Annotated in this window: 25 protein-coding genes; 15 read left to right on the top strand and 10 right to left on the bottom strand. The window is 56.1% G+C overall.

Annotated features, from left to right (window positions below; genetic code table 11):
* Positions 1 to 69: 69 nt before the first annotated feature.
* On the bottom strand, positions 70 to 681 hold the full coding sequence (locus tag HFM78_RS12030; protein ID WP_287129689.1) for a tetratricopeptide repeat protein: 612 nt from the start codon (positions 679 to 681) through the stop codon (positions 70 to 72).
* A 73-nt stretch (positions 682 to 754) separates the two neighbouring features.
* Here HFM78_RS12030 and HFM78_RS12025 point away from each other — a divergent pair, with 73 nt between their 5' ends.
* Entirely contained in the window at positions 755 to 1,471 is a 717-nt protein-coding gene (locus HFM78_RS12025; RefSeq protein ID WP_287129688.1) for a hypothetical protein, read from the top strand.
* Between the two features lie 70 nt (positions 1,472 to 1,541).
* Positions 1,542 to 1,829 (top strand): 2Fe-2S iron-sulfur cluster-binding protein, encoded by a 288-nt coding sequence (locus tag HFM78_RS12020; protein WP_287129687.1) that lies wholly within the window; start codon positions 1,542 to 1,544, stop codon positions 1,827 to 1,829.
* A 12-nt stretch (positions 1,830 to 1,841) separates the two neighbouring features.
* Here HFM78_RS12020 and HFM78_RS12015 read toward each other — a convergent pair whose 3' ends face one another.
* The 3 genes from HFM78_RS12015 to msrA form a co-directional block, all read right to left on the bottom strand.
* Positions 1,842 to 2,222 carry a hypothetical protein gene (locus HFM78_RS12015; protein ID WP_287129686.1) on the bottom strand — a complete coding sequence of 127 codons (381 nt, stop codon included), beginning with the start codon at positions 2,220 to 2,222 and terminating at the stop codon, positions 1,842 to 1,844.
* Entirely contained in the window at positions 2,186 to 2,812 is a 627-nt protein-coding gene (locus HFM78_RS12010; protein WP_287129685.1) for a type II toxin-antitoxin system antitoxin SocA domain-containing protein, read from the bottom strand. Before HFM78_RS12010 ends, HFM78_RS12015 begins: the two co-directional genes overlap by 37 nt.
* Before the next feature lie 67 nt (positions 2,813 to 2,879).
* The gene (msrA, locus tag HFM78_RS12005) at positions 2,880 to 3,539 is read right to left on the bottom strand and encodes a peptide-methionine (S)-S-oxide reductase MsrA (protein ID WP_287129684.1); all 660 of its coding nucleotides are present in this window, start codon (positions 3,537 to 3,539) and stop codon (positions 2,880 to 2,882) included.
* A 133-nt stretch (positions 3,540 to 3,672) separates the two neighbouring features.
* Here msrA and HFM78_RS12000 point away from each other — a divergent pair, with 133 nt between their 5' ends.
* The gene (locus HFM78_RS12000; protein WP_287129683.1) at positions 3,673 to 4,830 is read left to right on the top strand and encodes a hypothetical protein; all 1,158 of its coding nucleotides are present in this window, start codon (positions 3,673 to 3,675) and stop codon (positions 4,828 to 4,830) included.
* Between the two features lie 17 nt (positions 4,831 to 4,847).
* Positions 4,848 to 5,831 (top strand): A/G-specific adenine glycosylase, encoded by a 984-nt coding sequence (gene mutY, locus HFM78_RS11995; RefSeq protein WP_287129682.1) that lies wholly within the window; start codon positions 4,848 to 4,850, stop codon positions 5,829 to 5,831.
* Between the two features lie 23 nt (positions 5,832 to 5,854).
* Here mutY and HFM78_RS11990 read toward each other — a convergent pair whose 3' ends face one another.
* A complete protein-coding gene (locus HFM78_RS11990; RefSeq protein ID WP_287129681.1) occupies positions 5,855 to 6,241 on the bottom strand; it encodes a response regulator transcription factor in 387 nt (128 codons plus the stop codon).
* A gap of 106 nt (positions 6,242 to 6,347) precedes the next feature.
* Positions 6,348 to 6,659: a hypothetical protein gene (locus HFM78_RS11985; protein ID WP_287129680.1), complete on the bottom strand. Its 312-nt coding sequence runs from the start codon at positions 6,657 to 6,659 to the stop codon at positions 6,348 to 6,350.
* An 86-nt stretch (positions 6,660 to 6,745) separates the two neighbouring features.
* Here HFM78_RS11985 and nuoH point away from each other — a divergent pair, with 86 nt between their 5' ends.
* Together nuoH and HFM78_RS11975 are read left to right on the top strand one after the other, a co-directional pair.
* On the top strand, positions 6,746 to 7,876 hold the full coding sequence (gene nuoH / locus HFM78_RS11980; protein WP_287129679.1) for an NADH-quinone oxidoreductase subunit NuoH: 1,131 nt from the start codon (positions 6,746 to 6,748) through the stop codon (positions 7,874 to 7,876).
* Entirely contained in the window at positions 7,873 to 8,775 is a 903-nt protein-coding gene (locus HFM78_RS11975) for a histone deacetylase (RefSeq protein WP_396035039.1), read from the top strand. Before nuoH ends, HFM78_RS11975 begins: the two co-directional genes overlap by 4 nt.
* A 55-nt stretch (positions 8,776 to 8,830) precedes the next feature.
* Here HFM78_RS11975 and HFM78_RS11970 read toward each other — a convergent pair whose 3' ends face one another.
* Complete coding sequence (locus HFM78_RS11970; RefSeq protein ID WP_287129677.1) at positions 8,831 to 9,964, bottom strand: TetR family transcriptional regulator; 1,134 nt, start codon at positions 9,962 to 9,964, stop codon at positions 8,831 to 8,833.
* A 130-nt stretch (positions 9,965 to 10,094) separates the two neighbouring features.
* Here HFM78_RS11970 and HFM78_RS11965 point away from each other — a divergent pair, with 130 nt between their 5' ends.
* The 5 genes from HFM78_RS11965 (at position 10,095) to psaB (ending at position 18,051) form a co-directional block, all read left to right on the top strand.
* On the top strand, positions 10,095 to 10,949 hold the full coding sequence (locus tag HFM78_RS11965) for a fatty acid desaturase (RefSeq protein ID WP_287129676.1): 855 nt from the start codon (positions 10,095 to 10,097) through the stop codon (positions 10,947 to 10,949).
* Positions 10,950 to 11,032: 83 nt separating this feature from the next.
* Positions 11,033 to 11,365: a hypothetical protein gene (locus tag HFM78_RS11960; RefSeq protein ID WP_287129675.1), complete on the top strand. Its 333-nt coding sequence runs from the start codon at positions 11,033 to 11,035 to the stop codon at positions 11,363 to 11,365.
* Positions 11,366 to 11,460: 95 nt separating this feature from the next.
* A complete protein-coding gene (locus tag HFM78_RS11955; RefSeq protein ID WP_396033643.1) occupies positions 11,461 to 13,107 on the top strand; it encodes a sensor histidine kinase in 1,647 nt (548 codons plus the stop codon).
* A gap of 261 nt (positions 13,108 to 13,368) precedes the next feature.
* On the top strand, positions 13,369 to 15,720 hold the full coding sequence (gene psaA, locus HFM78_RS11950) for a photosystem I core protein PsaA (RefSeq protein WP_287129674.1): 2,352 nt from the start codon (positions 13,369 to 13,371) through the stop codon (positions 15,718 to 15,720).
* Between the two features lie 9 nt (positions 15,721 to 15,729).
* Positions 15,730 to 18,051: a photosystem I core protein PsaA gene (gene psaB / locus HFM78_RS11945; protein ID WP_287129673.1), complete on the top strand. Its 2,322-nt coding sequence runs from the start codon at positions 15,730 to 15,732 to the stop codon at positions 18,049 to 18,051.
* A gap of 151 nt (positions 18,052 to 18,202) precedes the next feature.
* Here the strand turns inward: psaB and fbp are convergent, their stop codons facing one another.
* The 3 genes from fbp to HFM78_RS11930 form a co-directional block, all read right to left on the bottom strand.
* Positions 18,203 to 19,135, bottom strand: coding sequence for a class 1 fructose-bisphosphatase (gene fbp / locus HFM78_RS11940; protein WP_287129672.1), 933 nt, complete (start codon positions 19,133 to 19,135; stop codon positions 18,203 to 18,205).
* Positions 19,136 to 19,326: 191 nt separating this feature from the next.
* On the bottom strand, positions 19,327 to 20,868 hold the full coding sequence (locus tag HFM78_RS11935; RefSeq protein ID WP_287129671.1) for an Hsp70 family protein: 1,542 nt from the start codon (positions 20,866 to 20,868) through the stop codon (positions 19,327 to 19,329).
* 65 nt (positions 20,869 to 20,933) lie between these two features.
* The gene (locus HFM78_RS11930; protein ID WP_287129670.1) at positions 20,934 to 21,401 is read right to left on the bottom strand and encodes an Hsp20/alpha crystallin family protein; all 468 of its coding nucleotides are present in this window, start codon (positions 21,399 to 21,401) and stop codon (positions 20,934 to 20,936) included.
* A gap of 130 nt (positions 21,402 to 21,531) precedes the next feature.
* Here HFM78_RS11930 and HFM78_RS11925 point away from each other — a divergent pair, with 130 nt between their 5' ends.
* The 4 genes from HFM78_RS11925 to HFM78_RS11910 all read left to right on the top strand — a co-directional run.
* A complete protein-coding gene (locus HFM78_RS11925; protein ID WP_287129669.1) occupies positions 21,532 to 22,317 on the top strand; it encodes a gamma-glutamyl-gamma-aminobutyrate hydrolase family protein in 786 nt (261 codons plus the stop codon).
* 418 nt (positions 22,318 to 22,735) lie between these two features.
* The gene (locus HFM78_RS11920) at positions 22,736 to 24,919 is read left to right on the top strand and encodes a phosphoketolase (RefSeq protein WP_287129668.1); all 2,184 of its coding nucleotides are present in this window, start codon (positions 22,736 to 22,738) and stop codon (positions 24,917 to 24,919) included.
* The gene (locus HFM78_RS11915) at positions 24,919 to 26,226 is read left to right on the top strand and encodes a four-carbon acid sugar kinase family protein (RefSeq protein ID WP_287129667.1); all 1,308 of its coding nucleotides are present in this window, start codon (positions 24,919 to 24,921) and stop codon (positions 26,224 to 26,226) included. Before HFM78_RS11920 ends, HFM78_RS11915 begins: the two co-directional genes overlap by 1 nt.
* Positions 26,223 to 26,820, top strand: a 598-nt coding sequence (locus tag HFM78_RS11910; protein WP_287129666.1) for an HAD-IA family hydrolase, incomplete at its 3' end; no start/stop codon positions are given. The genes HFM78_RS11915 and HFM78_RS11910, both read left to right, overlap by 4 nt.

The following is a 26,820-nucleotide window of genomic DNA, read 5'->3' as shown; positions in this document are numbered from 1 at the left end:
TCAGCGAGCAGGGCAGCATCTTGTTCGGTCCAGTCAGTCAAAGGTTTCGCAGAGGTAAGTGGCATGGTTTTATTTGGTAGTGGCAGGCGGAGTGGCGGGTTTAGCTGTGGGGGCTTGGGTAGTAGCAGGAGCTTGGGCCTTGGTAAAGCTCTCGATTACCTGGGGCTTGAGGTCCTCAGGAGCCTTGGCGAGGGCTTTGACGTAGAGTTCCTGGGCAGCTTGGGTCTGTCCCGCCATCTTCAGCGTAATCGCTTTACCTAGTAGGGCGGGTACCCAATCGGGGATCAATAGGAGAATCCGGTCATAGGCAGCGAGGGCCTTGGGAGTCTGCCCAGTCTGTTGATAAAGCTGGGCCAGAGACATTGTGAGGCTGGGATCACCATAGCTCTCGGCTTGCTCCAGCAGGGCGATGGCTTCTTGGGTACGGCCTTGTTTGCGACGGACTTCCACCAAGCCCATCAGCGCGTTGGTGTTGTTCGGTTCACGCTTGAGGACGACTTCATAGCCCGCTGCTTGTTTTTGGAGCAACGAGCCGTCTTCTCCGCCTTGCACCGCCACATCCGCCGTGGCGGTCGGGCTAAAAATACTGCCAAAGAAGGCGATTAAGGGCGGGGCTAAAAAAGCTCCCCCCATCAAGAAACCTGCTATACCCAGGATGATTTTTTTGGAGTTTACGGCCAATTGCGTTCACCTCAATGCCTGTTTGTTGGACAAAACGGCTATACTCCAGAATTATGGTCCGAGTCAGCCGTCAATGAGTTTCGATGTGACTTCAGCAATCAAGCAGGTAGAACGCCCATTCCCAGTGCCCTCAGAAGCCCTCCAGTACCGGGCCATCGGGTTGATCCGGGGGCGTTATATCCCCGAGGAAGACCACATCACTAAGGGTATCATTGAGACCGATGACGGTGCCACCATTGATGCGGTTCTGCTTGGTCGGGTCCTCAGCTTGGTCCGTAAGCACCTAGACCTCAGCCGTGAACAACTCTGGGTAGTTTATCCCCGGACGCGGGAAGTAGGCGGGATGCACGCACAGATTGTCGGGGTCTGGTCGCCGGAGGGCCAAGTCAAGCAATACGGCGAGACCACCGCCCCGCTACCCGTGACCAAGAGCTATTTCTCGGTACGTGGTGAAGTTGTTTTCCAATCGATTGAAGACGGCTATGTACTCGTCAAGATCCGCCAGCAGAAGAAAAAGAAAAAACCCAGCAAAGCCTTTAAGCTGCGGCTGGATGGCAATGTCCCCGACAATGCCCGGAATAAGTTCTGGGACTTCGAGGTGCGCCGCGATGGGGACCATCTAGAAGTTCAGTCGCCGCGCTTTGTCGCCATCATGCCCAAGTCCCCGCCTCGGGGACGCGGTTCGCTGCGTCGCCCCGGCACGGGGCCAAGCTATCCTCCCCGCCGTCCCCGGCCCAGTGGCAGTGAAAATTTTACGCCTCCTGTCCACCGAAGTTCCCCACGGCCCTGAATTCAAGCCATTCTAAAAGTACTTTGTTTGCGTAAAGAAAGTAGACCACACCCGACAAAAGGACTCCACCATGGCTGTTTATACCATCACGCTGCTGACGCCCAGTGGTTCTAAGACCATCCAAGCCCCCGATGACCAGTACATCTTGGATGTTGCGGAGAAGAACAAGATCAACCTGCCTTTTTCCTGTCGAGCCGGGGTCTGCGGTACTTGCACGGGGAAATTGACTCAGGGTTCCATAGATCAGAGCGAACAAGCAGTCCTAGACAAAGACCAGATTGCCAGCGGATACGTGCAACTCTGCGTCGGCTATGCAACCACGGATTGCACCATTGAGACTCATCAATCGGCTGATTAGGATTGTAGCTAGCTAGTCTAAACCTGATACTGACAAGGAGAATTCTTCATCTGAAGGGTCCTCTTTTCGCTTGAATACTTCGGCGATTACAACACGTTTCTCTTTACAATAGACAACAACAGAGAGGCGTAAACCACCACGCTTGCCGCGTCCTGCTAGTCCAAGACGGACTTTTAAAACCTTTCCTCCTGCTGGAGTCTTGCCAATTGGTGATATAGTTTGACCCAGCTTGAAGTCACATTGCCCACATGAAAAATAGTCGCAGAGAATTTTCTGTAAATCAGACTTGGCAAGATTGTAGCTGTCTTCACCCATCTGTTGCCTGATGTCGTAAATATTTTTCGCATTTGGAGCAACTATCCATTTACCGTCGCTTGGTGAATACCTTGCCATTCAAGCTCCCTACTATTGTCATACTGATAATGATCAGCCTCATAGATACTCTTCCAACTTAATTCAGAAGTTTCCTCTGATAACCAAGGATCGTCATCTAAAACTTGTTGCATGGCAATTGTCATATTAATTGGAAGAGGTGATTTTTTTGCTTCAAGACCCTCTTGGTAAGCTAACCTCCACCCCAAATTTTCATGAGATAGGTCTGAAGCTTTTAAAGAAGATACCTGCGAGAAGTGTTCTGCAATAGGAATAGCGAGAGATATAACCTTATCATTATCAAAGTGAAATTTAGTGGGCAACTTCACAAGTTTCACTGGACGAGTATCCCCTGCTTGCTCCTGAGTAGCAAGCCCCGCCTCAATCAACGGTTTTATGAGTTTTTTGTCATACTTTGCAACGACAGGTCCATGGGTCAACGCAATGTAAGCAGTTTTCGTGAGCATCTCTCCATAGTCCCTCAGATAGCTTAGGTCTAGGTAGAAGAGTGCTTTATTCAAGCAGACTGTCTTCAAAGATTTATTATCCGCGAAGTTAAGGAGGACTGCGGCAGCTTCAATTAGGGGAGAAAGAATCTGGGTGTCTGGCACGGTAGGGTCCTACAGAAAGTGTCCGTAGCACCACATTATAACCCCCACAGTCAACGAATAACACGTGCTAGGGCTTGTATGTGTTGGGGAACTGTTTTTGGAGTTGGGCGAGTTTGGGCAAGTCGTGGACGACAACGTAGGGGTAGTTGGGATTGCGGGTGATGAAATTTTGATGGTAGTCCTCGGCGGGGTAGAAGCTCGTCAGGGGGGTTAGCTGGGTGACGATGGGTTTAGGGAATTGCTGGGTTTGGTTGAGTCGAGCGATATAACGCTGAGCAGCCTGTTGTTGTTTAGGATTGGTAAAAAATATGGCAGAACGGTACTGCGTTCCCGAATCGGGTCCCTGCCGATTTAACTGCGTCGGGTCGTGGGCCACCAGGAAGTAGACCTTGAGGAGCTCGTTGTAAGAAATTTGCTTGGGGTCATAGGTGACTTGGACCACCTCGGCGTGACCCGTCCAGCCGGTCCCCACCGCTTCATAGTGGGCGGTCGCCCCATCGCCTCCAGAATAACCAGAAACAACCCCCTCGACCCCTTGCAAATGCTCAAATACGGCTTCCACACCCCAGAAACAGCCCCCCGCAAATACGGCAGTCTCCTTCCCTAGAGCGGGACGTGCCGGAGGATTGGTGGCTTGAACTGAGGATATCTTCAAAATTCCGCCAAAGAAAATCAAGGCGGTAAGGGCAAGTAAGGCGATATTTCGGGTCAGGGCGGGTCGGTTCATGGGGCTTCCTATGGTAGTTAGTATACGGACTAGACTTGGTAAAAGTTTGCTGGATGAGTAGCTGAGGTAATCCTAAATACCTTGCTCTTAGGCGGTAGGAGACTAAGATTAGCTAAAATCCCCTGGCTCTATCATGCTCTCTCGCCTGCTTCTCTCGACGGTATTCGCCTTGACGCTCAGTCCCGCGCTCGTAGCGGCTCCTCAGCCCCAGCCCCTCAATTTTGTTGTCACGGATCAAGTGGTCTCCGACCCTAGTATCCGTTTGAATGATATCGAGTTTGACCATCAAGGCTTTAACTTCACTTGGCAGGATGACGACCTCAACCTCTGGGTTGCCAAGGTAAACAAAACTACTGGGGCTTTGATTCCACCGACGGGCATGGGTGAACTTCTAGACACTGGCCTCCTGCCCATTGCTGCCAGTGGCAATGGCCCGGAGTGGGCTGCCAGTGCTAGGGGGTCTTTAGTCGTCTACTCAAAACTCGTGGACATGGTGAGCTATCTGGGGGTGGCAGGCTTTAACGGTCGGCGGTGGCAGGCTGGGTTGATGCCGGGGACTGAGGGCGGACGGACCCCCTTCGGGAGTGTAGATTACACCGCTATCGACCCATTTGTCCGCTATAACGCGAAACCTCCTGGTGAACCAGGGGGTCCCATCTTGACTTGGCGGGAGATTGTTGACCCCAGTACGATCAGTGTCGTCCCCGAGTCCACTGCTACCCAGGGCCGCGCGGTGCCCGGTGCTGGGGTCCGCGCCTTGACTATCACCATCAAGGCAAACAACATTGACCAAGCTGCCTACTGGAATTTGGATACAGACGTGATTACGCAGTTGACGTTTGATCCCCTCCAGAAAGACGACCCTTTCATGTTTAATGCGCCTGAGTTTGCGCAGGAGCCGGTCTTTATCACGGGCCTAGACAAGCGGGGCATCGGGGTCTACCGCCGGATTGATAACGTCTGGACACAGATCAATGTTTTGCAACCGCCAGCGGGCGAGGCCCTGGCTATCTCCGCTGAACCCTTCATCTATAACGGTCGGTCTTACGTGATGTTTATTACTAGCGAGACCCTAGACGGTCCAGGCGACCTCTGGTTCGCTGCGATTGACCCGACCAACCCGCTCTTTCGTAAAGTAAGTGGGGCTGGGGCACTCCGGCGGCAAGACCCAGAGTACATGATCACCAGGGGCGGGGTTTTCCTCTATTACACCGAGCGGTCTGGGAAGCAAATACTTGTCCACCGTTGCGATACTGGCTTGGGTCTACCCCTCTTCTGGCCCCAGTATTAGGGCAGATGGAACAGACGATGGATTGGCGGCAAACGCTGTTGGCTTGGTACCTTGCACACCGCAGAGATCTACCCTGGCGCCGGGACCCGGACCCCTACCGGGTTTGGCTCGCGGAGGTGATGCTCCAACAGACGCGGGTGAGTCAGATGTTGCCCTACTTCGAGCGGTTTCTGGTGCGATTCCCGACCTTGGCTGATCTGGCACAGGCTGATTTGAACGCAGTTCTCCAGGTCTGGGTGGGTTTGGGCTACTACGGTCGTGCCCGCAATCTACACCGCACCGCCCAACAACTAGCTGTTGAGGGTTGGCCCCAGGATTACCCAGGTTGGCGGAAACTTCCCGGAGTGGGGGATTACACCGGGCGAGCGGTAGCCTCGGTCTTACTGGGGTTGCCTCTCGGTGCGGTGGACGGGAATATCCGCCGGGTCTACAGTCGTTTTTTCGCCCAGCCCGTGGTGACACAAGTTCTAGCGGACCAACAGGTGGACCCTAAGGCACCGGGCGACTTTAACCAAGCCTTGATGGACCTAGGCGCGACAGTTTGTATCCCCCGTCAACCCAAATGTCCGGCTTGTCCGCTCCAACCCTGGTGCCAAGCCTACCAACAAGGGCGAGTGACTGAATTTCCGCCCCGCAAACCCAAGCCCCCGGTGCCCGAGCGGGTCTTCTTAGTGCTAGTCGCGCAAACCGAGGATGGGTTATGGGTCCGGCAACGGCCTGCCCAAGGACTCCTCGGTGGGTTATGGGAATTACCCAATTGCGTCGTTCAAGAACCCATCCAGGCCAAGACGGACTACGAGGGCTTGGTCCCCCGAGTCTGGCAAGCCACCGTCAAACACCAGTACACCCATTTCCACGCCAACTTCCAGGTCTGGCAAGGTACCCTTGCCCCACGGGTACAACAACAATGCTCAGCGATAGACTGGGTTGACCTCGACCAACATCCCTTTTCCAAGGGATTCCAACGAGTACTAGCCGCAGTGCGGACTAAATTGACGTGAGACTGGGTTCGGGGACCTCAACCCTACCCGCATGCCGGGTCCACCCACCGCGTGCCTGCTGCCGTGAGCCGTAGAACCTGGGCCAACATGGCTCCAGCAATGTCCTTGAGGCAATAAGAATCAGCGCCGGCAGCAAAGGCAGCTTTCACCGTCTCATCCATGTCTTGGAGGGTCAAGATAACTACGGGGATGTGGGGAAACTTGGCTTTGCTCAAGCGGGTCACCTCGACCCCATCAATATCGGGTAAACCGATGTCAATAATTGCCAAGTCCGGTCGGTAACGTTCAATGGCTACTAGCCCCTGTCGTCCGTTAGCTGCCTCGCCCACAACATTGAACCCTTCTTGACGGAGGGTAAGTTTGAGACCAATGCGGGTGAGGGTATGGTCTTCCACCAAGACAATACGCATAGGGCTGAACTTCTCCGCTGAGTTGGGCTTCTAATTACTACTATGCCTGTTCCCTGGGCGAATCTACCGCAGGGGGTAAGTATATATAACTGGTTCATGGCCTCAGCTAGGGTCCGTCTACTTTGATGAGTTCGCGGTGGACCCCCCGGTACCGTTGCCCACAGCCGCTACATCTACCGCCTGAGGGAGTAACGGTGACGACAGTGCCGCATTCAAAACACTCGGCACGGGCAGCGTTCCAGTACAGCGAAATCCCGGCCCCCATTGCCGCGAGCAGGACCATGAATGCCAAAGCTAATCCCGCCGGACCTACAGGCACCAAAGCGAGGATCACCCCACAAAATCCACCCCCCCACAGACTGCCCCACAACACCCCACCCAAAATCCGTTTACCCGTTGGATAGCTCAAGTCGTCCATGCCATCGTCCCATGGTTTCTCCCCAAGATACCCGGATTGTCCCGACCACGGAGTATCTTGGGGGATGAACCGATGCAAAAAACGGGATGAATCAGGGTATTGATTTGCAGCGTAGCTTTGTGGAATTGCTGACGGGGGCTGGTTTGCCGCAGGAGGTGGCCCGTGCCTTCTGGTTACCCTTACCGATGGTGGTCATCCTCGCTGTCGTGACAGTCGCCGTCCTACTTGCCATCTGGGGCGAACGCAAATGGGCGGCGGATATGCAGCAACGCATCGGTCCCAATATTGTCGGGATGGCGGGCTTTCTCCAGGGGGTCGTAGATGCCATCAAGCTCATCGTCAAAGAGGACATTATCCCGCGCAAAGCTGACCCCTGGCTGTTCACGATTGGCCCTATCCTCGTACTTATCCCGGCTTTCTTTGCCTATCTCGTCGTGCCCTTCGGACAGAACCTAATCATCTCGGACCTGACGATTGGGGTCTTTTTTTTAGTGGCCCTGGGCAGTGTGGCGCCTATTGGTGCCTTGATGGCTGGCTATTCCTCTAACAATAAATACGCGCTCTTGGGCGGACTCAGGGCAGCGGCACAATCAATCAGCTACGAAATTCCCTTGGCCCTCTCGGTCCTCTCGGTCGTCATCATGACTGGCTCCCTCTCCACCATTGCCGTGGTCGAGGCTCAAAATACCTACGGGATGCTCTCCTGGAATGTGTTTAAGCCGATTGTTGGGCAGGTGGGATTTGTTGTCTTTTTAATCTCGGCCCTAGCGGAAACCGAGCGGGCACCCTTTGACCTCCCCGAGGCGGAATCAGAACTCGTCCAAGGGCACCACACCGAATATTCCGGGATGAAGTTTGCGCTGTTTTATCTGGCAGAGTACGCCAACTTAGTCCTGGGTTCGTTGATGGCGACGATTCTTTTCTTGGGGGGTTGGGGTTTTTTCGTCCCGGTAGAGACCTTGGCCGGTTGGCTGGGGGTGGATTTATTAAACCCCGTGTTCCAGTTGTTTGCCGCATTCCTGGGGATTGTGATTACAGTTCTGAAGTCCACTATCTTTGTTTTTCTGGCAATCCTGGCGCGGTGGACCCTGCCCCGTGTCCGTATTGATCAATTGCTAGACCTGGGCTGGAAGTTCCTGCTGCCGATTGGTCTGGTTAATCTGCTCCTGACGGCTGCCTTCCGGTTAGCTTTTCCGGGTATTTTTGGCGGGGTATAGTGCTGCCTCTGGTCTACAGTCCGCAGTATGGGATCACGCTCCCGGAGGGTCATCGTTTCCCGATGTCCAAGTTTAAGATGCTCCGGGATTATCTGGTAGACCAAGGGATTGCCCCCGACGAGTTCCATTGCCCTCAACCTGCTACTGAGGATTTACTCGCTCTAGTCCATGACCGGGAGTATGTACGAAACTTCTGTCAGGGGACCCACCCGATGCGGCGGATTGGCCTACCCTGGAGTCCGGCTTTGGTGACGCGCACCTGTACGGCGGTGGGGGGGACCCTGCTCACGGCGCGGCTGGCCTTGACCCATGGCCTTGCCTGTAATACGGCTGGCGGGACCCACCATGCCTTCTCAGATTTTGGGGCGGGGGTTTGTATTTTTAATGATCTGGCGATTGCGGCTCGTTGCCTCCACCAAGAAGGCTTAGTGGCGCGAGTGCTAATTGTGGACTTAGACGTGCATCAAGGCGACGGCACGGCGTTCATCTTCCAAAACGAACCCTGGGTCTTCACCTTCTCGATGCACTGCGCGGACAATTTCCCTTTACATAAACAAAATAGTGACCTTGATGTGCCCTTACCTGTGGGTCTTGGCGATGCGGAGTACCTCAAGTTGGTCAACTACCATCTCCCCCGGCTCCTCCAGAGTTTCCGCCCTGATTTAGTTCTCTACGACGCAGGGGTAGACCCTCACTACGCCGACCGCTTAGGGAAACTGGCCCTGACTGACCAGGGACTCTACGAGCGGGACCGGGCGGTCTTGAGTACCTGTGTGGCGCGGGGGGTTCCGGTTGCGGCGGTGATTGGCGGCGGCTACGGCGAATCCATGCTGGAACTTGTCGTCCGCCACGCTCTCCTCCATCGGGCTGCTAGTGAGATCTATGGGCGATTGGCTTAGTCCGTGGTCCACCACCACGCCTGTGTCCGACAGGGTATGGGGCAGAGGGGCCTCCTTAGTGATCGAGTTTGAGAGCTTGTTCTAGGGCTTGCTTTTCTTTGACGCGCTTCAGGTAAGGCTGTAGTTCGAGTTGGGTTAGGCCGGACAGCACGGTTAGGTCTTCGGGGGTGATGCCTCGGAGCAGCATTTCGACACCCCAGGTTTGACGGGCTTGCTCAATCGTGGGGATTGGGGTTATTAAACCTGTAACTAGCTCTTGCCAGCGAGTGCATAGGGCAGTAAGCGTGAGGGGAACCCCTTGATTGTCAACGAATAGCTCTGGCACCCTGTCCTTACGGCTCTTTAACCACTGAGTTAGAGGATTATTGCTGTAGGAGCCGTAGCGTTTTCCAAGAATGCGCTGGTTGACGGGGACTTGGCGGATTACACCTTGAGCGATCTGGAGGAGATATTGGTCTCCGTCTGTGATCTGGTGATCGCGCTGTAGCTGCACAAGTTCTGTAGGTGTGAGTCCAGTAGCAAACAGCGTGTAAATCCAGGCATAGTCGCGGGGATGGGCTTTTTTAGCGCGTTGTAATAATTCGTGGACTAGGTTGGGGGACAGATCACTGACGATCTCTGGCATGGGACTAGGGGTAAAGGGACCTAACACGACTAGACTATCCAAAAAGTCCTCCCGGTCTCGCCAAAGTACATCTTCCCCACTCGTAAACTGGACTAAGGCATAACCCAGCAGCAGAGTATTGAGTAAACTTGCTGTGCGTTGAGCGGACGAAAGCTCATCCTTTTGGTTAGCAGACGCTAAATACTGGGTAGTGTGGCGATTGATCTGTTGCAGAGCTTGGCCTAGGGCAAGACGGGTCTGGATGGGGTAATGCCCCGCTTCGCCAATCAGAGAACGTAGTAGGGCGGGTACCTGCTCTAGGACTTGCAGTTGTTGAGAGGCATAGTCCCGCAGCCCACGTGGCGTGTTGCTTGGCGTGGCAAATGGGGCTAGCCACGCCGACTCTTCTAGGGCCGCCGCCAATAACCGATGCTTATGCCCAAACTGACGAAATAAGGTGACTTCATTGACTCCAGCCCGCTCTGCAATCTGGCGCGTCGTTGTCTCGGTAATACCTTGGGCAGCAAAGAGTTCCCAGGCAGCCTGGAGTAAACGTTGGCGGGTGGAGAGGGGTGGAGGGGTCATGGCGCGGTGAGATGTAAGTGCTACTTGCATAGTTTAGCGCGGGATGTTAGGCTGTTTTCAAGCAAGTGCCACTTGCTTTCAGGGTAAATGAACCCAGCTTGTCTAAGCAGGTCGCTTCACAGGAGTTTTTATGAATCTGACGGCTTCGGCGGCTGTGCGACAGCCTCTTACTTTACATTGGCCCACAGCTTTGTTTCTGGGTAGCTTCCATGGAATGGCTCTGTTAGCACTCTGGAATTTCTCCTGGTCTGCTCTGGGCGTGACATTGTTTTTGCATTGGTTAATTGGCGGGGTAGGGATTTGTCTGGGCTACCATCGGCTCTTGTCACACCGCAGTTTTCAGGTCCCTCAGTGGTTAGCCTACGGGATTGCGGTCCTAGGGGCGTTGGCTCTCCAGGGGGGACCGATTTTTTGGGTGGGCTGGCACCGTCAGCACCATGCCCACACCGAGACTGATCTAGACCCCTATTCTGCCCAACGTGGGTTTTGGTGGAGTCATATACTCTGGATGCTTTACCCACGCTCAGGGTTTTTCTCAGCCCAGACCTATGCTAAGTACGCCCCAGAACTGGTGCGCGATCCTTTTTATCGCTGGCTGGACCGCTATTACCTCACGCTCCAGATTCCTCTCGGGTTGCTACTTTTCGGGCTAGGCGGTTGGTCTTTTGTTATTTATGGTATATTTCTACGGACAGTCTTGGTCTGGCATAGCACTTGGCTGGTTAACTCCGCCGCCCATCTCTATGGCTATCGCACCATCGCGAGTCCAGATAATGCCCGCAATTCCTGGTGGGTCGCGCTCTTGACCTATGGTGAGGGCTGGCACAACCACCACCACGCTCATCCCCGCGCTGCCAAGACGGGCTGGCACTGGTGGGAAGTGGACACGACTTGGTGGGTGATTAGCACCCTGCAAACCCTGGGGCTTGCTAAGAACGTGATGATGCTACCTGCAAATTTTGATAAATCATCCTCATTGCGGTAGACCGTAGCGAACTTTACTCTTGAGAGTTGCAAAGCTGTGGTAGAGGTCCGTTATCCTCGGAGTATTCCTCCGGGTGAGTGCGGATGTTTGGCTGGTTGCTAATGGGGTTAGTGAGTGTGAAGATACCCCCCCCGGTGACAATGCCATCGGCACGGACTGAGTACCGGGTTGAGCGTCCCCGGCGTGACCAACGGGAAGTGTGGTCCGGGAGTGGGCAGATTATCAGTGGTCCCGGTAGTGGGGGGACTTTACGCTTAACTTTAGAAGTAAAGGGCGACCGCATCCGTTCTTTGGAGGGACCCGCCGTGGACCGCCGGGATGACTGGGATTTCCGGTATGCCGAGTCCTACCTCTATGTCACCTTGACCCGGCGCAATGGACAGGTGATTAACTTCAATTTGGTCAAGGTGGAGTGAGGTTCTGGCTGGTGGTGGGATGGGCGATTTTGTGGGGCTGGGTCCTTCCGCAAACTCCCCTAATAGATGTTGCGTGGGCTACGGGGGACCTGTGGTTGCGCCAACTCCCAAATCCACAGCCGGGACCCATCCAAGTCGTGTCCTTCACGGGGAAGAATGCTCTCATTGACCGCCCTGTGTACGCCCAACGGGTAGAGCAGCTCCTCGCTGCTGGAGCCCGGGGTGTCGTCCTTAACTTACCTGAAGATTTTGCTCTGCCCTTACGCCTCCCCGGCCGTTTACCGTTGGATCTACCGTCACCCTGCTTCAGTGCTTTACAGACAAACCTGGACTGTCCCCTGAGTCTGGTCTTGGCCCGTAATTACCCGCACTTGGTCCTTGTCACTCAGGCGGCGCCGGGAGCGCGGATCACCCAGGTTTATAACCATTTCCAGAGCTTCACTGAGGATGGCGAACAGTACCGTTACCCATTAGAGAGCCTACTCGTTGTCCAAGGGCGGGACACTCGTTTCCTGGAGCCGCCCCAGGTTTATCGAGATACGGCGGCGGTGATGCGCGGTCCCCTGACCCTGGCAACGGTAGCGGGGTTAACGACTCAAAAGTGGGCCGGGGTCCAACCGCTGACGCAAACCCAAGGAGTCCGCTTGAGTCCGCCGGGGAGTGTCCCCATCCAGGACAGCCAAGCAGTATGCGCGGGGGGATGCCGGGATGTTCAGGACAAGATTATCGTCCTGGGACCCGCTGGGGAGCTAGTCCGTACCCCTTGGGGCACGATGGACCGCCTTGAAGCCCAAGCCCAGACGATTCGTGCCGCCTTGAATCAAGACTATTACCGAGTCCTGTCCGCGCCATGCCAAGGCAGCGTGGTGCTGGGGATAGGCTTACTCTGGTGGTGGTTTTTGCAGTACCGCCCATGGCCCTGGTTCATGTATGGGCTTGGGGTGGCAGGCTGGCTGGGGATCACAGGTCTAGCGCTGGGAGTAGGAGGGGTCCTGTTACCCGTCTTTTTTGGGCTGGGAGCCTTGGTGTGTATCCAGGCGACGCACTGGGTGATGGAACTCACGGGACAGCTAGAGCAACTGCGCCGCGCCGAACGGCAGGCCATCCTCAATCAAGCTCGTAAACTCCTCTACCGGGTAGCCACGGATATCCATGACCAGCAATTACAGCAACTCAAACTGGTCATGGACGACCTCGAAGCCAGCCTAGACCAGCCCCAAGCCCAAGTGATTGACCACAGCTTGGACCAGCTCGAACAGATTGGGCGGGGTATCCGTAACGAACTGGGAAACCTACGCAGCCTCGCGGACAAATTGGAGATCTCTCCGCAACTCAAACAGGGCCTAGACCAAGGCATCCGTGCCTTAGTAGACGAAGCCCAGCACAAAGGCGAACTCCTGCTCCCGGTACGCCTTGAGCTAGCGTCCCTGGCTGAACCCCTCACTGAAAGTAGTTGGCTAGATGCCCGCGAGGACATTTTTCGTTTCTTCCGGGAGGCCTTTACCAATGCCCTACGCCACGGACAGGGAGGCACGTACCTAGCAATTAGCCTGAAGCGGACCCTAGAGGGAGCCGAGTTAGTCGTCGAGAACGATGGAGCCGCCCCATTTCAAGAAAGCGGTTACGGGACCAAGGCCATGAACACGATCAGTCAGAGCTTGCCGGGGGGCCGCTGGGAACGGGAATGGTTGACGGGGGGGAGAGTCCGGGTTAGTCTGACTTGGACTATGGCTAAACGTTAGATGACAAACTGAAAATTTCCGGTTGCTACATAATATAAACATTGCTAGGAATCAAGCTGAGAGCCATCTATGCTGGTTATGCAAGTCTATTTACGATAAGAAAAGTTAACAGTTTTACAAATTGTTAAGTCGTCTAAAGCTAGAGAAACACTGGCCTATAATGCTTTTGAGTCTCTGTCCCTCGACATAGTGCAATCATGCTTTATTTCATGAAGAGGGATCAGCGACTCATCTTACTCCCGCCGACTGAGGAAAACTCCTATGACGATGACCCCTCAGGGGGAGGAGCAACGCACCAAAGTTACCGTAGACGAAAATCCGGTGCCTACTTCCGTGGAGAAGTGGTCTAAACCCGGATGGTTCGAGCGGTCCTTGGCGCGTGGACCCAAGACCACCACCTGGATCTGGGACCTGCATGCTCTTGCCCACGACTTTGAAGTTCAAACATCGGACCGGGAGGATATCGCCCGTAAAATCTTTGCTGCCCACTTTGGTCACCTCGGGGTGGTTTTTGTGTGGGCGAGCATTTTTTACTTTTACGGTGCGCTCTCCTCCAACTACGCCGCCTGGGTCAACAGTCCCACGGCAATCAAGCCCAGTGCCCAATTTGTCTTCCCGGTCTTCGGACAGGAAGTCTTGAATGACCCATCAGCCGCCGCTCAAGGCTTTGAGCAGGGCGGGATCGTCATGACCTCCGGCCTGTTCCACCTCTGGCGGGCGGTGGGTTACACCAACAGCACCCAATTGCTGGCCTCAGCGGTGGCAGCTCTAGGCGCGGCGGCCCTGATGATGTTTGCGGGGTGGTTCCATTACCACGTCCGCGCTCCCAAACTGGAGTGGTTCCAGAACGTCGAGTCCATGCTCAACCACCACTTAGCGGGTTTGTTGGGTCTAGGTTCGCTCTCTTGGACCGGACACTTGATTCACGTTGCGCTTCCCGTCAACCAGATGCTCGATAAGGGCATGAGGGCTGAAGCAATTCCCCTGCCCCATGAGTACGCCTTTAGTACCGAGCGGATGGCGGAATTCTTCCCGAGCTTTAGTCAAGGCCTAGCCCCCTTCTTTACGGGGAACTGGTCGGTCTACTCGGATTTCTTGACCTTCAAAGGTGGCTTGAATCCGCAGACGGGAGCTTTGTGGACAACGGACATCGCGCACCACCACTTGGCGATTGCGGTCCTGTTCATCATTGCGGGTCATATGTACCGCACCAACGGTCCCTGGAACCCACTGGGTCTGGGGCACTCGATTAAAGAAATCCTTGAAGCCCACAAAGGTCCCTTCACTGGCGAAGGCCACAAGGGGCTTTACGAGGTCCTGACGACTTCCTGGCACGCGCAGTTGGCGATCAACTTGGCGATGGTGGGTTCGCTCAGTATCATCGTGGCGCACCACATGTACGCCATGAACCCCTATCCCTACATGGGGATTGACTACGCCACCCAGGTCTCGCTGTTTACCCACCACATGTGGATTGGCGGATTCTTGATTGTGGGGGCGGGGGCACACGCGGCAATTTTCATGGTCCGCGACTACGACCCAGCAGTGAACCAGAACAACCTCCTGGACCGGATGATTCGTCATCGGGATGCCATTATTTCTCACCTCAACTGGGTGTGTTTGTTCCTGGGTTTCCACAGCTTCGGGCTCTATGTCCATAACGATACGATGCAGGCTTTGGGTCGTCCCGGCGATATGTTCGCTGATTGGGCCATCCAGTTACAGCCCGTCTTCGCCCAATGGGTGCAGGGTATCCACGCCGCAGCAGCGGGTAGTGCAACGGCTCCCTATGTGAACCTCGCTACTTCGCCCGTGTGGGGCAGTGGCTTGATTGCCATCCCGACCACCGTGGCTGGCGAGATCGTCAATCGGGTTTCGATTGCCCCGGTGCCTCTTGGTACGGCGGACTTCTTGGTCCACCATATCCACGCCCTGACTATCCACGTCACGGTGTTGATCCTGCTGAAAGGGGTCTTATTCGCTCGGTCTTCACGGTTAATCCCCGATAAAGCCAACCTCGGGTTCCGGTTCCCCTGCGACGGCCCGGGACGCGGCGGTACCTGTCAGTCCTCCGCTTGGGACCACGTGTTCCTCGGATTGTTCTGGATGTACAACTGCATTTCAGTCGTGATTTTCCACTTCTCCTGGAAGATGCAGTCCGATGTCTGGGGCACGGTCAATGCCGATACCCGAGCCGTCGAGCACCTCGTCCCCAGTGTGGATGTCCTCTTGGGGAACGGGCAAACGGTTGCCTTGACACAGTTTGCGGCCTCGGCGGTCAACATCAATGGTTGGTTGCGTGACTTCCTTTGGGCTCAGGCTGCTCAGGTCATCAACTCCTACAACACGCCCGGTGCAGCCTATGGACTCCTGTTCTTGGGCGCACACTTTGTCTGGGCCTTCTCCTTGATGTTCCTCTTCAGTGGTCGGGGTTATTGGCAAGAGTTGATTGAGTCCATCGTCTGGGCGCACAACAAGCTGAAAATAATCCCCACGATCCAGCCCCGCGCCTTGAGCATCACCCAAGGTCGGGCGGTCGGCGTTGCCCACTATCTGCTTGGGGGGATCGTCACCACCTGGGCGTTTTTCTTAGCTCGATTCCTGGCGATATAGGAGTAAGTCATGGCAACACGGTTTCCCAAATTTAGCCAGGACTTGGCCCAAGACCCCACTACCCGCCGGATCTGGTACGGCATTGCGACCGCCCATGACTTTGAAAGTCATGACGGGATGACCGAGGAGACATTGTATCAAAAGATCTTCGCCTCCCACTTCGGTCACATTGCCATCATCTTCCTGTGGGCTTCGGGGTTAAACTTCCACGTGGCCTGGCAAGGTAACTTCGAGCAGTGGGTACTCGACCCAACTAAGGTCAAGCCCATTGCTCACGCGATTTTCGATCCCCACTTCGGGCAAGGGGCAATCAAAGCCTTTACCCCTGAAGGTGGCAACGGCCCCGTGAACATCATGTACTCGGGTCTGTACTACTTCTGGTACACCATCGGCATCCGTTACAACATTGAGTTGTACGAGGGCGCGGTCTTCTTGATCCTGCTGGCGGCGGTCTTTTTGGCGGCGGGCTGGCTCCACCTACAGCCGCGCTTCCGCCCCACCCTGGCTTGGTTTAAGAACGCTGAATCGCGTTTGAACCACCACCTGTCTGGCCTCTTCGGGGTCTCTTCCCTGGCTTGGGCCGCCCACTTGATTCACGTCGCGATCCCCCGGATGCAAGGCCGGGAAGTGAACTGGGGTAACTTCCTCCAGCAAGCTCCCCACGTCGCCCCCGGTGTGACCTCGCCCATCCCGTTTATCGCCGATGGGGTCTGGCCCGTGTTCTCCGGGAACTGGGGGGTCTATGCCCAGCCCGGTGTGAACAATGCCTCGCCCATCTTGACCTTCTACGGCGGGTTGAACCCGGACACCGGGACCCTGTGGTTGAGCGACATGGCGCACCACCATTTGGCGATTGCGGTGATCTTCATCATTGCGGGCCACATGTACCGGACCAACTTTGGCTTGGGGCACAACCTCAAGGAACTGGTGGACGGTCAAGTTTGGCCTGGAGTGGGGGCGGGACACCGGGGTCTCTACGACACGGTTAACAATTCCCTCCACTTCCAGTTGTCCTTGGCCCTTGGGGCCTTGGGGACGGTGACTTCGCTAGTGGCGCAACAGATGTACGCTCTGCCGCCCTACCAGTTCTTACCCCAGGACCACACCACCACCGCCTCGCTGTATACGCATCACCAGTACATTGCCGGTTTCCTGTTGGTGGGGGCTTTCGCCCACGCTGCCATCTTCTGGGTACGGGACTATGACCCGGAGGCCAACAAGGACAACATGCTGGCGCGGGTCCTGCAACACAAAGAGGCGATTATCTCCCACCTTTCCTGGGTCTCTTTGTTCTTGGGTTTCCACACCCTGGGTCTTTACGTTCACAATGACGTGATGCAAGCCTTCGGACGGCCCGAGGACCAGATCTTGATTGAGCCCGTCTTTGCTCAGTGGGTCCAGGCTCAGTCCGGGGTGATTATCCCTGGGATCGCGCCTTTGTTCGGCTTTGCGTCTACGGACCCGGCAACCGCCACGATGGGTGCGGTCGCCACGGCTCCGACGGGGCTCTTCGGTCAAGGTTGGTTCTGCTCAATCAATGGCGGTCCTGGTCTGACAGCAGCGGCTCAAGCTTCAGCGGGTACACCTGTCGGGAACATGCTCCAACAGTGTGCCACCCTCGGTTATGACAAGCTGATCCAGCCCGTGTTCCTGCCCATTGGTCCGGGGGACTTCTTGGTCCACCATGCGATTGCCCTGGGTCTACACACCACCGTCCTCATCTTGGTCAAGGGTGCGCTTGATGCCCGTGGTTCCAAGCTGATGCCGGATAAGAAGGATTTCGGGTTCGCCTTCCCCTGCGATGGTCCGGGGCGTGGCGGTACCTGCGATATCTCGGCCTGGGACTCCTTCTACTTGGCGATGTTCTGGATGCTCAACACCCTGGGCTGGGTCACGTTCTACTTCCACTGGAAGCATTTAGCTCTCTGGACCGACAACGTGGCCTCGTTCAACAACAGTTCCACCTACTTGATGGGCTGGCTCCGGGATTACCTGTGGGCCTACTCTGCACCCATCATCAACGGTTATGCGCCCGGTAGCCCCGTCAATAACCTGTCAGTGTGGGCCTGGATGTTCCTGTTCGGTCACTTAGTCTGGGCAACGGGCTTCATGTTCCTGATTGCTTGGCGTGGTTACTGGCAAGAGTTGATCGAGACGCTGGTGTGGGCGCACGAGCGCACCCCGCTTGCTAACTTGGTCCGCTGGAAAGACAAGCCTGTGGCAATGTCTATTGTCCAAGGTCGCCTAGTGGGTCTCGCTCACTTTACGGTCGGGTACATCTTGACCTATGCTGCCTTCTTAATTGCAGCTACGGCAGGGTTGAGTACCTAGTACGGTTGATTTAACTTCAAGCCTCCCGCAAGGGGGGCTTTTTTATTAACAAGAACTTATGCCCTAGAGATATTCAAACGGCTGACCGTGCTCTCATAAACTGTTGAGCGAGTCCGACCTCGTGGGGGCTGCCAGCGATGACGGAGACCCGTTAGTGCAGTTGGGTGGGTGTGATTTCTAAGATGGTCTCACCTTGGTCGGTGATGGCACGACCTTGAGCCTGTTCGAGGATCATGGCGATGGGATTGGCTTCGTAGAGTAGACGCAATTTACCATTGGTGTTTTTGGTGTCGGCGGGATATAGGAAAATGCCGCCAGTGAGGAGGGTCCGGTGGATATCGGCGGCGAGCGAACCTACGTAACGAGCGGAGTAGGGGCGACCCGTGGCTTTGTCCTCAGTTTGCAGATAGTCCAGATATTCCCTCAGCCAGGGTTGCCAGCGGCGGGTATTGCCCTGATTCACGCTGTAATAGCGGCCTTGGGTTGGGATGACTAAGTCCTCGGTGGATAGGACAAACTCGCCAATCGCCGCGTCTAGGGTAAAGACATGAACGCCGTGCCCGGTGGTAAAGACCAGCAGCGTACTGGGTCCGTAGAGGACATAGCCCGCCGCCACCTGTTCGCGACCAGGTTGGAGGAGATCGGCCTCATCGTCTCCACAGAAGCGGCGACGTTGGATAGCGAAAATTGAGCCGGTATTGATGTTCATGTCCACATTGCTCGAACCGTCCAAGGGGTCTACGAGCAAGGAATAACTGCCTGGTGTGCAGGGCTGCATCAGGTGCTCGGGTCCTTCTAGCTCCTCGGAGACCATTGTGCAGACCAAGCCTGTATTCATAAAAACTTTTAAAAAAGTCTCGTTGGCATAGTCGTCCATCTTCTTGACCTGCTCACCCTGGACATTGATAGCCCCGGTCAGCCCCAGGGCATCTTCGACTAAGCCCGCTTGCCGCAGTTCCCAGGCAATGGTTTTGGTTGCCACCCCGATGAGCAACATCAAGTTACTGAACTCGCCAGTGCTATCGGGGAAGGTGTCTTGGCGGGCCAGGATGTAGCGGGCCAGGGTCATTACGCTTTGGGTCATGGTATCGTCCTCAGCCTTTGTCCCTAGCTTAATCCGGTCTATCCGCAATGCGTCGGTCGTGGTCCTTACGTCGTCTGCTAGTGCGGGTACGCTGAGAGTTGATTCGGTATGGGCTGGTTTTATTATTCATCTTGCTCCCCTGCCCCACCACGCCTGTGCCCGACAGGATATGCGGTATGGGGCCTCTTAACTCACTGCAACTCGATGACCGCTTGGTCTTGGGCCAAGGGGCGGTTGGTTTGGAGGTCGAGGACAGTGACACGGAGAGTGCGTTGGTCATCCACCCAGAAGGAGACCCGCACCCGGTCAAGCCCAGGGAAACCCGGCGGGTCCAGGACAATCGTGCGGCCCCGGTCGGTGTCGTTGAGGGGACGCACCTGTACGTTGAGGCCACTGCCCTGTCGAGTGACCAGACGGCTACCATCAAAATAAACCTCTGTATCCGCGCCCTGCTCCGCTAGTTCCCCAATTACCAACTCAATACTGGGTTGATTGGAAACCGAGGCCCCCAAGACGAGCTCCACAGGCACACAGGGATAGGGCGTACCCTGCTTGACCAGGGGTTGCCAGCTGTGACGAGATTGGCGGTGGTCCCAATAACGAATGCCATAACTGTGGTAGAGATAATCCTGAACTGCCACTCCCTGGACCAGTTGGAGCGCACCGTGGGCCACCGCCTCAAAGGGTTTATCCAGACAGAGTTGATCGGGCTGGAAGCTCTGGCGTAACCAGTTCTGGACGCTGGGGATCTGGCTGGTCCCGCCGACGACTAGAACCTTGGAGATATCCTTGCGGGTACAACGCGCCTGCTGGAGGAGTTCGGTGAGACAACTATCTAGCTGGGTAAAAAAGCCCCGCGCTGTCAATAGCTCCTGAAGTTGGGCGCGGGTGACGCTGAGTTCGTAGGTCGTGAAATTCTCTTCATCTAAGTAGGCTTCTTCGTGGCTGTCGGCGGTGGAGAGGGCGATTTTAATGCGCTCGGCGACCCGTTGGAGACGATAACTGCGGGGGATACGCCATTGTTCTGCCAGAGCCTGGGCCAGCCACACATCTATATCACTCCCGCCCAGGGTCCGGCCCGCCTTAGCCAGGACACGAGCAGTGCGGGGGCGTTGGTCGCGCCGCTTGAGTGCCCATTTCAAAAAGAACCCCTCGGGTTTACCCGGTTCAATCAAGGCCAAGTCCAGCGTCCCGCCGCCAAAATCGAATACCAAGACCATCTGACTATCCTGGGCCTGATAGCCTAGGGCCGCAGCGGTAGGTTCATCGAGCAGTTGCACACGGTCACACTGCCAACCTGCCACTTGGGTCCCCAACCACTGCCGATAGGACTCGAAACTATTGACGGGCACCGTGAGCACGACCTGTTGCGGAGTCTCGCCCTGGGCCTGGAGTTGCTGAAAGAGCCGGCCGAGGAACCACGCTCCCACCTGTTCAAAAGTCAGCCCCACCCCGTCCACCTGGGGCAAAAATCCCTGGACCTTGGCCCCAATCCCACGCTTGAAACCACTGAAGTAGCGCGGGTCTCCCGGTAAATCTAAACCCTGGTCGCGCACCTCCTGTCCACACTGGATTTGGCCTAGACCCTGGACGTAGACCAAACTTGGAATCAAGCTGGGGTTGGGCGGGTCCTGGTAACTAAGGCGGCCCAAGGCGACGGTCTGGGCCTGACGAGTGATGGAGTTCCACCGACTCACCACAGTATTGCTGGTCCCAAAATCAATGGCATACATAGTAAGCAGTCTGCCATAAATAAAACCCCCACCGGGGGCGGCGGGGGTTCACCTACCATCGGTCACTATTGGGCGGGGTCGCCGTTGGTCGTGGGGAGGGCTTGGATACCAGCGGTCACGGGAATCTTGCGAGTCGTGCTCGGCTCGGCCTTGGGGAGGGTCAAGGTCAAGATGCCGTCTTGGAAGTCAGCTTGTACTTTGTCCGTATCCACTCGACCGGGCAGGGACAACTGACGGGAGAACTTCCCGTAGCGGAACTCGCTACCGTGGGCGACTTCTTGCTCTTGGTACTTACTGTAGCTATGGGAAGCACGGATAGACACAGCCGTAGGGTCCACCTGTATGTCTAGATCTTCGCTTTTGACCCCAGGCAGGGCGGTACGGAGAATATAGGCGTTCGGCTGCTCCCGGAGTTCCATAGCGGGCGCGAAAAAAGTCTCGGCCTTAGGCTTAGTGAATACATCCACTAAGAGACGGTCCATCTGCCGTAGCATCGCCGTCTCGCGCAAGGGTGCCCAACGAATAATTGCCATTGCGTCTCCTTGAATTGACTTGAGTGTAACTATATCAATTGTAATTAGTCTGTTTGCAGTGCGGCAAGTCCTAATTTGACCCAGGCTGACCCTAGGCGTATACTGTGCTAACCTTTGCCACTACCGCACCATGAGCCATCAATTGCGTTTGGGGATCTCGATTAGTCTGGCCTACCCTGACCAAGACCGAGCACTCTTTCGCGGGAAGACGCTCCAGTATGTCGAAGAACAGTTAGTCCTCGGCGTAGCCCGCCACGGAGCAGTTCCTGTTCCCTTAGTAGACCTCAAGAGTGATGAGGGAGCCTACCGGGTGCTTTGGGGGCTAGATGGACTGTTGCTCTCGGGGGGGGCGGATGTGAGCCCTGGCAACTATGGCGAGGACCCCCTCAATCCGGCCTGGGTAGGCGATCCGGTGCGCGATGCTTACGAGTTACGCCTCGTCAAAGCTGCCCGTGAACAACATTTACCAATTTTGGGGATCTGCCGGGGCGCACAACTTTTGAATGTCGCCTTGGGCGGGACCCTCTACCAGGACATCACTACCCAAGTGACCGCGAGTCTTCTGCACCGTTGTCCAGAACGCTATGACCGCATGGAACACCGGGTCCATCTCAAAGCGAATTCCTGGCTCAGCACCCTCTACCCCGAAGCCGACCTCGTAGTCAACACCGTCCACCACCAAGCTGTGAAGACCCTCGCGCCCGGTCTCACGCTCGCCGCCCAAGCCCCTGATGGGGTTTGTGAGTCCTTTGAGCGTATCAATGAGCGGGAATGGCTCGTAGGTATCCAGTGGCATCCCGAGTGGTTAGACGGACAGGACCACCGGGTAGACGGCAACCGTGTCCTCAAGGAATTCCTCCAAGTCTGTCACCGCCGGACCCTACTACGGAGTGCTCTCACCGTCAAAGTTAGTTAAAGCTAAAGGATGAATAGGGGAGGCAGTTGGACACGAACCGCCGCCAAATGATAAATAAAGGTGTGCAAGCTGTATGACAGGAGTATTTCTTTATACGGAGGAGTGTTATTTAATATAGAAGAGTATTGCTTTGTACAGATTTGTGTTACTTGATGTAAGGGAGCATTACTTGATATAGAGAAATGTTGCTTTGTACAGAAGAGTATTTTTTTGTAAAAACGAGGTTTGCTTGTAGTTTTTTATTGGTGAGCAAGTAGAAGAGACGCCGCTCTTGATAAGCTCTTTAAATTCCCCTGAAAAAGGGGAATTTATGGGGATCGCTTGGGTACGACTTAGACACTCGTGGCTGGAGCGTCCTTTTGACCCGTGGGGCGGGGTTTTTTTGAGAGTATCATGACCGTAGTTCAGACGGTTTGTTATGATCACCGCCACCACCGCCGCCTTCTGTGAAGGCATCCAGTATTTCCGTACCCAGCCTGATGAAGACCAGACCCCGGTGATTGCCGAGGGAGCGACGGCGATTGCTGACCCGACAGACCCCCAAGCGGTCTACCAGACCTTGCTCGCCGCCGATGCCCTGCGCTATCTGACCCTACAGGTGACAGCAAGCAAAGCCTCGGGCCATCCGGGCGGATTTGCAAGCTCTGTCGAAGCCTATGCCGCTCTAGTCATGCTGGGCCACAAAAATATCCTCACCGAAGTGGGCCACCATGCCCCCGGTTTTTATAGTGCGATGTTCCTGGATAGCTCCTTAGAAGCCATGGGCATCCATACCGTGACACAATTGCGCGAACGCTTCCGAGAACGCCATGGTTTACTCGGGCATCTCTCGGGCCTTATCCCCGGTATCCTTGCTCCGGCAGGACCCTTGGGTCAGGGTCAACACTTTGCGATGGCAGCCGCACGGTTGCACCCAGAGAAACTTTTTCCCTTCACGATTGGCGATGGCGGCTTGGGCGAACCCTATATCCTCAGTGCCATGGGTCACTTCCACACGGCGTTCCCCCAGACGACGAACTTTTTGCCGGTGTTGGTCTGGAACGGTTATAGCCAGGAACATCACAGTATGGTCTCGACCTGGGATAACGAGCGCATGGTCCAATTCTGTCGGGGCAACGGGTTTGAAGAAGTCTTCTTGGTGGATGCTAAGCAGTACGATGACCAAGGCCAAGCCGGGGACTACGTGGACAGTACCTGTTTTAGCTGGGAGCACCGGCTGGCCTTTACCCAAGCGGTCCTAACGACGATGCAGCAAGCCGCCCAAAACGCCCTCTCTGGGAAACTAACGGTATTCATCCTCAAACAACTGAAGGGTGCGGGGGTCCACGCGAAGGGAGCCAAGTCCCATAACCTCTATGCCCACCACACCCTAGAGAATCCAGACATCGTGCAGGCCCTCCAGACCCGCGCCTTGACTCCGGCAGCTTGGGCTTTGGTGCGGATGAACATGAAGCGAGCGGGCGGGGGACCCGCCGCCCAGACCGCTGTTACCGAGTCCGTCTTCCCGGTGTTGGAACTGGGAACTTTGCCCCTAGAGGAATTCCCGGTGGGCGCGAAACAAGTGGCGACAACGGCGATGGGCAAGCTGGTGGGAGCCGTCGGACAGCAGGACCCCAATTTCTTAGTCACCAATGCCGACGGGAACGAAGCCTCGGGGATTGCCAACATCAACCAAGCCCTCCAGATTCGCCATCCCACGCTAGACCCGCTCTATTTCCAGGCCCCCCAAGGACAGGTCTACGAGCCTTTGAGTGAGGATGCCTGTGCCGGACTTGCGGCGGGACTGAGTTTGATGGGAGCTAGGACCCTGTGGTGTTCCTATGAATCCTTTGCCATCAATGGTTTACCGATTTGGCAGACCGTGACCCAGGCGATGGCAGAATTGCGCCGTCCCACCCCCAGTACGGTCACACTATTTACCGCCGGGGCCTTGGAGCAGGGACGCAATGGCTGGACCCACCAACGCCCAGAGATTGAAAATTACTTCGCTGCCATGATGCGTAACGGTAATATCTTCCCGGTCTTCCCGACCGATGCCAATTTCATTCAAGTGGCCTACCAGTGGGCTTTGTCTACCTTTAACAAGGGGATTGTAATTACCGCGAGTAAGTCCCCGTTACCCGTGCGGACCACCTTTGCTCAGGCTTGGCAGGGGTTGACCCAGGGCGCGATCGTGCTAGCGGACACACCTGGAACGGGACAAGTCGTTTTTGCGGTGGTCGGGGATATGACGCTGTTGCCCGTGTTTGAGGCCACACAGCTCTTGATTGACCAAGGAATCGGGGTGCGAGTGGTGTCGGTGGTCAACCCGCGCCGTCTCTATCGCCCCACAGATGTTGCCTGGGAGACTTGTAGTCAACCGGACGGGGATTTTCTGGATGATGCGGGGTTTGCGGCAATGTTTGGGGGAGAGGTGTTGATTGGGGTGACGGGCGGGGCCAGTGGCGTACTAGAGCCCATCCTGCTCCGCTCCACCGCCCCTAAGCGCGAGACTTTTGCCTGGAAGCGGGGCGAGACTACCGCCAGTCCCACCGAACTGATGGACTTCAACGGTCTCTCCGCTCAGGCTCTCGTCCAGCGGGTCTTGGCGTTGGTGGGCTGATGGCACCGAAAATCCTAGTCCTCGACGATGACCCCACGGGTTCGCAGACCGTCCATAGCTGTCTATTGCTGACCCAGTGGGACCCCGCGACTTTACTGGTGGGGCTGCGGGATAGTTCACCGTTGCTGTTTATCCTCACCAATACCCGCGCCCTGACCCCAGAACGGGCCGCCCAGACGACCCGTGAAGTCTGCCGGAACCTCAAGCAAGCCTTGCGTGTGGCGGGGATCACGGATTTCCTGGTGGTCAGCCGATCGGACTCGACCCTGCGCGGGCACTATCCCCTAGAGACCGATGGGATTGCCGAGGAACTCGGACCTTTCGATGCTCACTTCCTGGTCCCGGCTTTTTTTGAGGGCGGCAGAGTTACCCGTGGGAGCATTCATTATCTCTATGTCCAGGGGGTCCCGACACCCGTCCATGAGACCGAGTTTGCCCAGGATTCGGTGTTTGGCTACCACCACAGTTACCTGCCGGATTATGTGGCTGAGAAGACCGGGGGCCGGATTCCCGCCGACCAAGTGGAACGTTTTTTGTTGGCAGACTTGAGGGCCGGGGTCCAGACGAGGTTACTGGGGTTACAGGGGAATCGCTGTGTGGTCGTGGATGGCGAGATCCAGAGCGATTTAGACCAATTTGCGGCAGCGGTATTGGCGGCTGTAGCCCAGGGGAAGCGGTTTTTGTTTCGCAGTGGGGCGAGTCTCATCACGGCCTTGGCTCATCTTCCCCCCCAACCCGTCCCCGCCGAGGCAATGGCGAATTACGTGCGCGGCGGGGCCGGGGCGGTCCTGGTCGGTTCCCATGTCAAGAAGACCACCGCCCAACTGACTCAACTTCTGCAAGCTCAGGGCACCGTTCCCATCGAAGTCCCGGTTGCGCGGTTGTTGGAAACCGACCAGGCCCCGTTACTACTAGCTGAAATCCTTGCCAAAGCCCACGCCGCCCACTACCAAGGCTTAACCCCAGTTATTTTCACGAGCCGGACGGAGTTGATGTTCGCGGACACGCAAACCCGACTCCAGTTTGGCGAAGAAGTCTCGCAGTTGTTGATGCAGGTGGTCCAGGGCTTGCCGCTGACCTTGGGGTTTTTGATTAGCAAGGGCGGGATAACCTCCAACGATGTCTTGAGTAAGGGCCTCAACCTACCCATGGCGCGACTTTTAGGGCAGGTCTTGGCGGGTTGCTCGGTGGTCTGTAGTCCGGCGGACCATCCCCGCTTCCCGGAGTTACCCGTGGTCCTCTTCCCCGGCAATGTGGGGGATGACCAAGCCTTGGCAACGGTCTATCACCGCCTCAGCCAAACATGATTAAGGCGGTTTTCCTGGATGCGGCGGGGACCTTGATTGGGGTGAAGGGTTCCGTGGGTGAGATTTATCGTCAGGTGGCCCAGGACTGGGGGGTGGACCTGGACGCCGCTGTTCTCCAACAACAATTCCGGCAAGCTTGTCAGGCCGTACCGCCCGTGGACTTCAGCCGGGGAGACTGGGAAGCAGCAGAACGGCAGTGGTGGTATGGGGTGGTTTGGCAGACCGTGGGGGGCGAACAGTTCCCGGATTTTGCGGGCTATTTCGCGGTGTTGTATGACCGTTTCGCCCAGGGTGAAGCTTGGGAGCCGTACCCAGAGGTCGTAGCTGTGCTTACCGTGTTACAAGCGCGGGGTCTCCCCTTGGTCGTGGTCTCCAATTTTGACCAACGACTCATCCAAGTTTTGCGGGAACTGGGACTCAGCTCGTACTTTCAAGCCGTCGTCTATTCGAGTTTGGTAGGTCATGCCAAACCCGACCCTGCGATCTTTACCTATGCCCTAGCGCGGGTTCAATTACGACCCGCCCAGGTTCTTCACGTCGGAGACAGTCGGCGAGCCGATCTTCTCGGGGCACAACAGGCCGGTCTACGGGCTC

Source organism: Candidatus Cyanaurora vandensis (genome assembly GCF_013285555.1).
GTDB lineage: Bacteria > Cyanobacteriota > Cyanobacteriia > Gloeobacterales > Anthocerotibacteraceae > Cyanaurora > Cyanaurora vandensis.
Note: the sequence above shows the minus strand (reverse complement) of the source record. Positions and strands in the feature narration are given on the sequence as shown.

What these genes read in the sequence shown, in the direction of transcription:
- HFM78_RS12025 (WP_287129688.1), top strand. Translation starts at nt 755, where the DNA reads ATGAGTTTCGATGTGACTTCAGCAATCAAGCAGGTAGAACGCCCATTC.
- HFM78_RS12020 (WP_287129687.1), top strand. Translation starts at nt 1,542, where the DNA reads ATGGCTGTTTATACCATCACGCTGCTGACGCCCAGTGGTTCTAAGACC.
- HFM78_RS12015 (WP_287129686.1), bottom strand. Translation starts at nt 2,222, where the DNA reads ATGGCAAGGTATTCACCAAGCGACGGTAAATGGATAGTTGCTCCAAAT.
- msrA (WP_287129684.1), bottom strand. Translation starts at nt 3,539, where the DNA reads ATGAACCGACCCGCCCTGACCCGAAATATCGCCTTACTTGCCCTTACC.
- HFM78_RS12000 (WP_287129683.1), top strand. Translation starts at nt 3,673, where the DNA reads ATGCTCTCTCGCCTGCTTCTCTCGACGGTATTCGCCTTGACGCTCAGT.
- mutY (WP_287129682.1), top strand. Translation starts at nt 4,848, where the DNA reads ATGGATTGGCGGCAAACGCTGTTGGCTTGGTACCTTGCACACCGCAGA.
- HFM78_RS11990 (WP_287129681.1), bottom strand. Translation starts at nt 6,241, where the DNA reads ATGCGTATTGTCTTGGTGGAAGACCATACCCTCACCCGCATTGGTCTC.
- HFM78_RS11985 (WP_287129680.1), bottom strand. Translation starts at nt 6,659, where the DNA reads ATGGACGACTTGAGCTATCCAACGGGTAAACGGATTTTGGGTGGGGTG.
- nuoH (WP_287129679.1), top strand. Translation starts at nt 6,746, where the DNA reads ATGAATCAGGGTATTGATTTGCAGCGTAGCTTTGTGGAATTGCTGACG.
- HFM78_RS11970 (WP_287129677.1), bottom strand. Translation starts at nt 9,964, where the DNA reads ATGACCCCTCCACCCCTCTCCACCCGCCAACGTTTACTCCAGGCTGCC.
- HFM78_RS11965 (WP_287129676.1), top strand. Translation starts at nt 10,095, where the DNA reads ATGAATCTGACGGCTTCGGCGGCTGTGCGACAGCCTCTTACTTTACAT.
- HFM78_RS11960 (WP_287129675.1), top strand. Translation starts at nt 11,033, where the DNA reads ATGTTTGGCTGGTTGCTAATGGGGTTAGTGAGTGTGAAGATACCCCCC.
- psaA (WP_287129674.1), top strand. Translation starts at nt 13,369, where the DNA reads ATGACGATGACCCCTCAGGGGGAGGAGCAACGCACCAAAGTTACCGTA.
- psaB (WP_287129673.1), top strand. Translation starts at nt 15,730, where the DNA reads ATGGCAACACGGTTTCCCAAATTTAGCCAGGACTTGGCCCAAGACCCC.
- fbp (WP_287129672.1), bottom strand. Translation starts at nt 19,135, where the DNA reads ATGACCCAAAGCGTAATGACCCTGGCCCGCTACATCCTGGCCCGCCAA.
- HFM78_RS11935 (WP_287129671.1), bottom strand. Translation starts at nt 20,868, where the DNA reads ATGTATGCCATTGATTTTGGGACCAGCAATACTGTGGTGAGTCGGTGG.
- HFM78_RS11930 (WP_287129670.1), bottom strand. Translation starts at nt 21,401, where the DNA reads ATGGCAATTATTCGTTGGGCACCCTTGCGCGAGACGGCGATGCTACGG.
- HFM78_RS11925 (WP_287129669.1), top strand. Translation starts at nt 21,532, where the DNA reads ATGAGCCATCAATTGCGTTTGGGGATCTCGATTAGTCTGGCCTACCCT.
- HFM78_RS11920 (WP_287129668.1), top strand. Translation starts at nt 22,736, where the DNA reads ATGATCACCGCCACCACCGCCGCCTTCTGTGAAGGCATCCAGTATTTC.
- HFM78_RS11915 (WP_287129667.1), top strand. Translation starts at nt 24,919, where the DNA reads ATGGCACCGAAAATCCTAGTCCTCGACGATGACCCCACGGGTTCGCAG.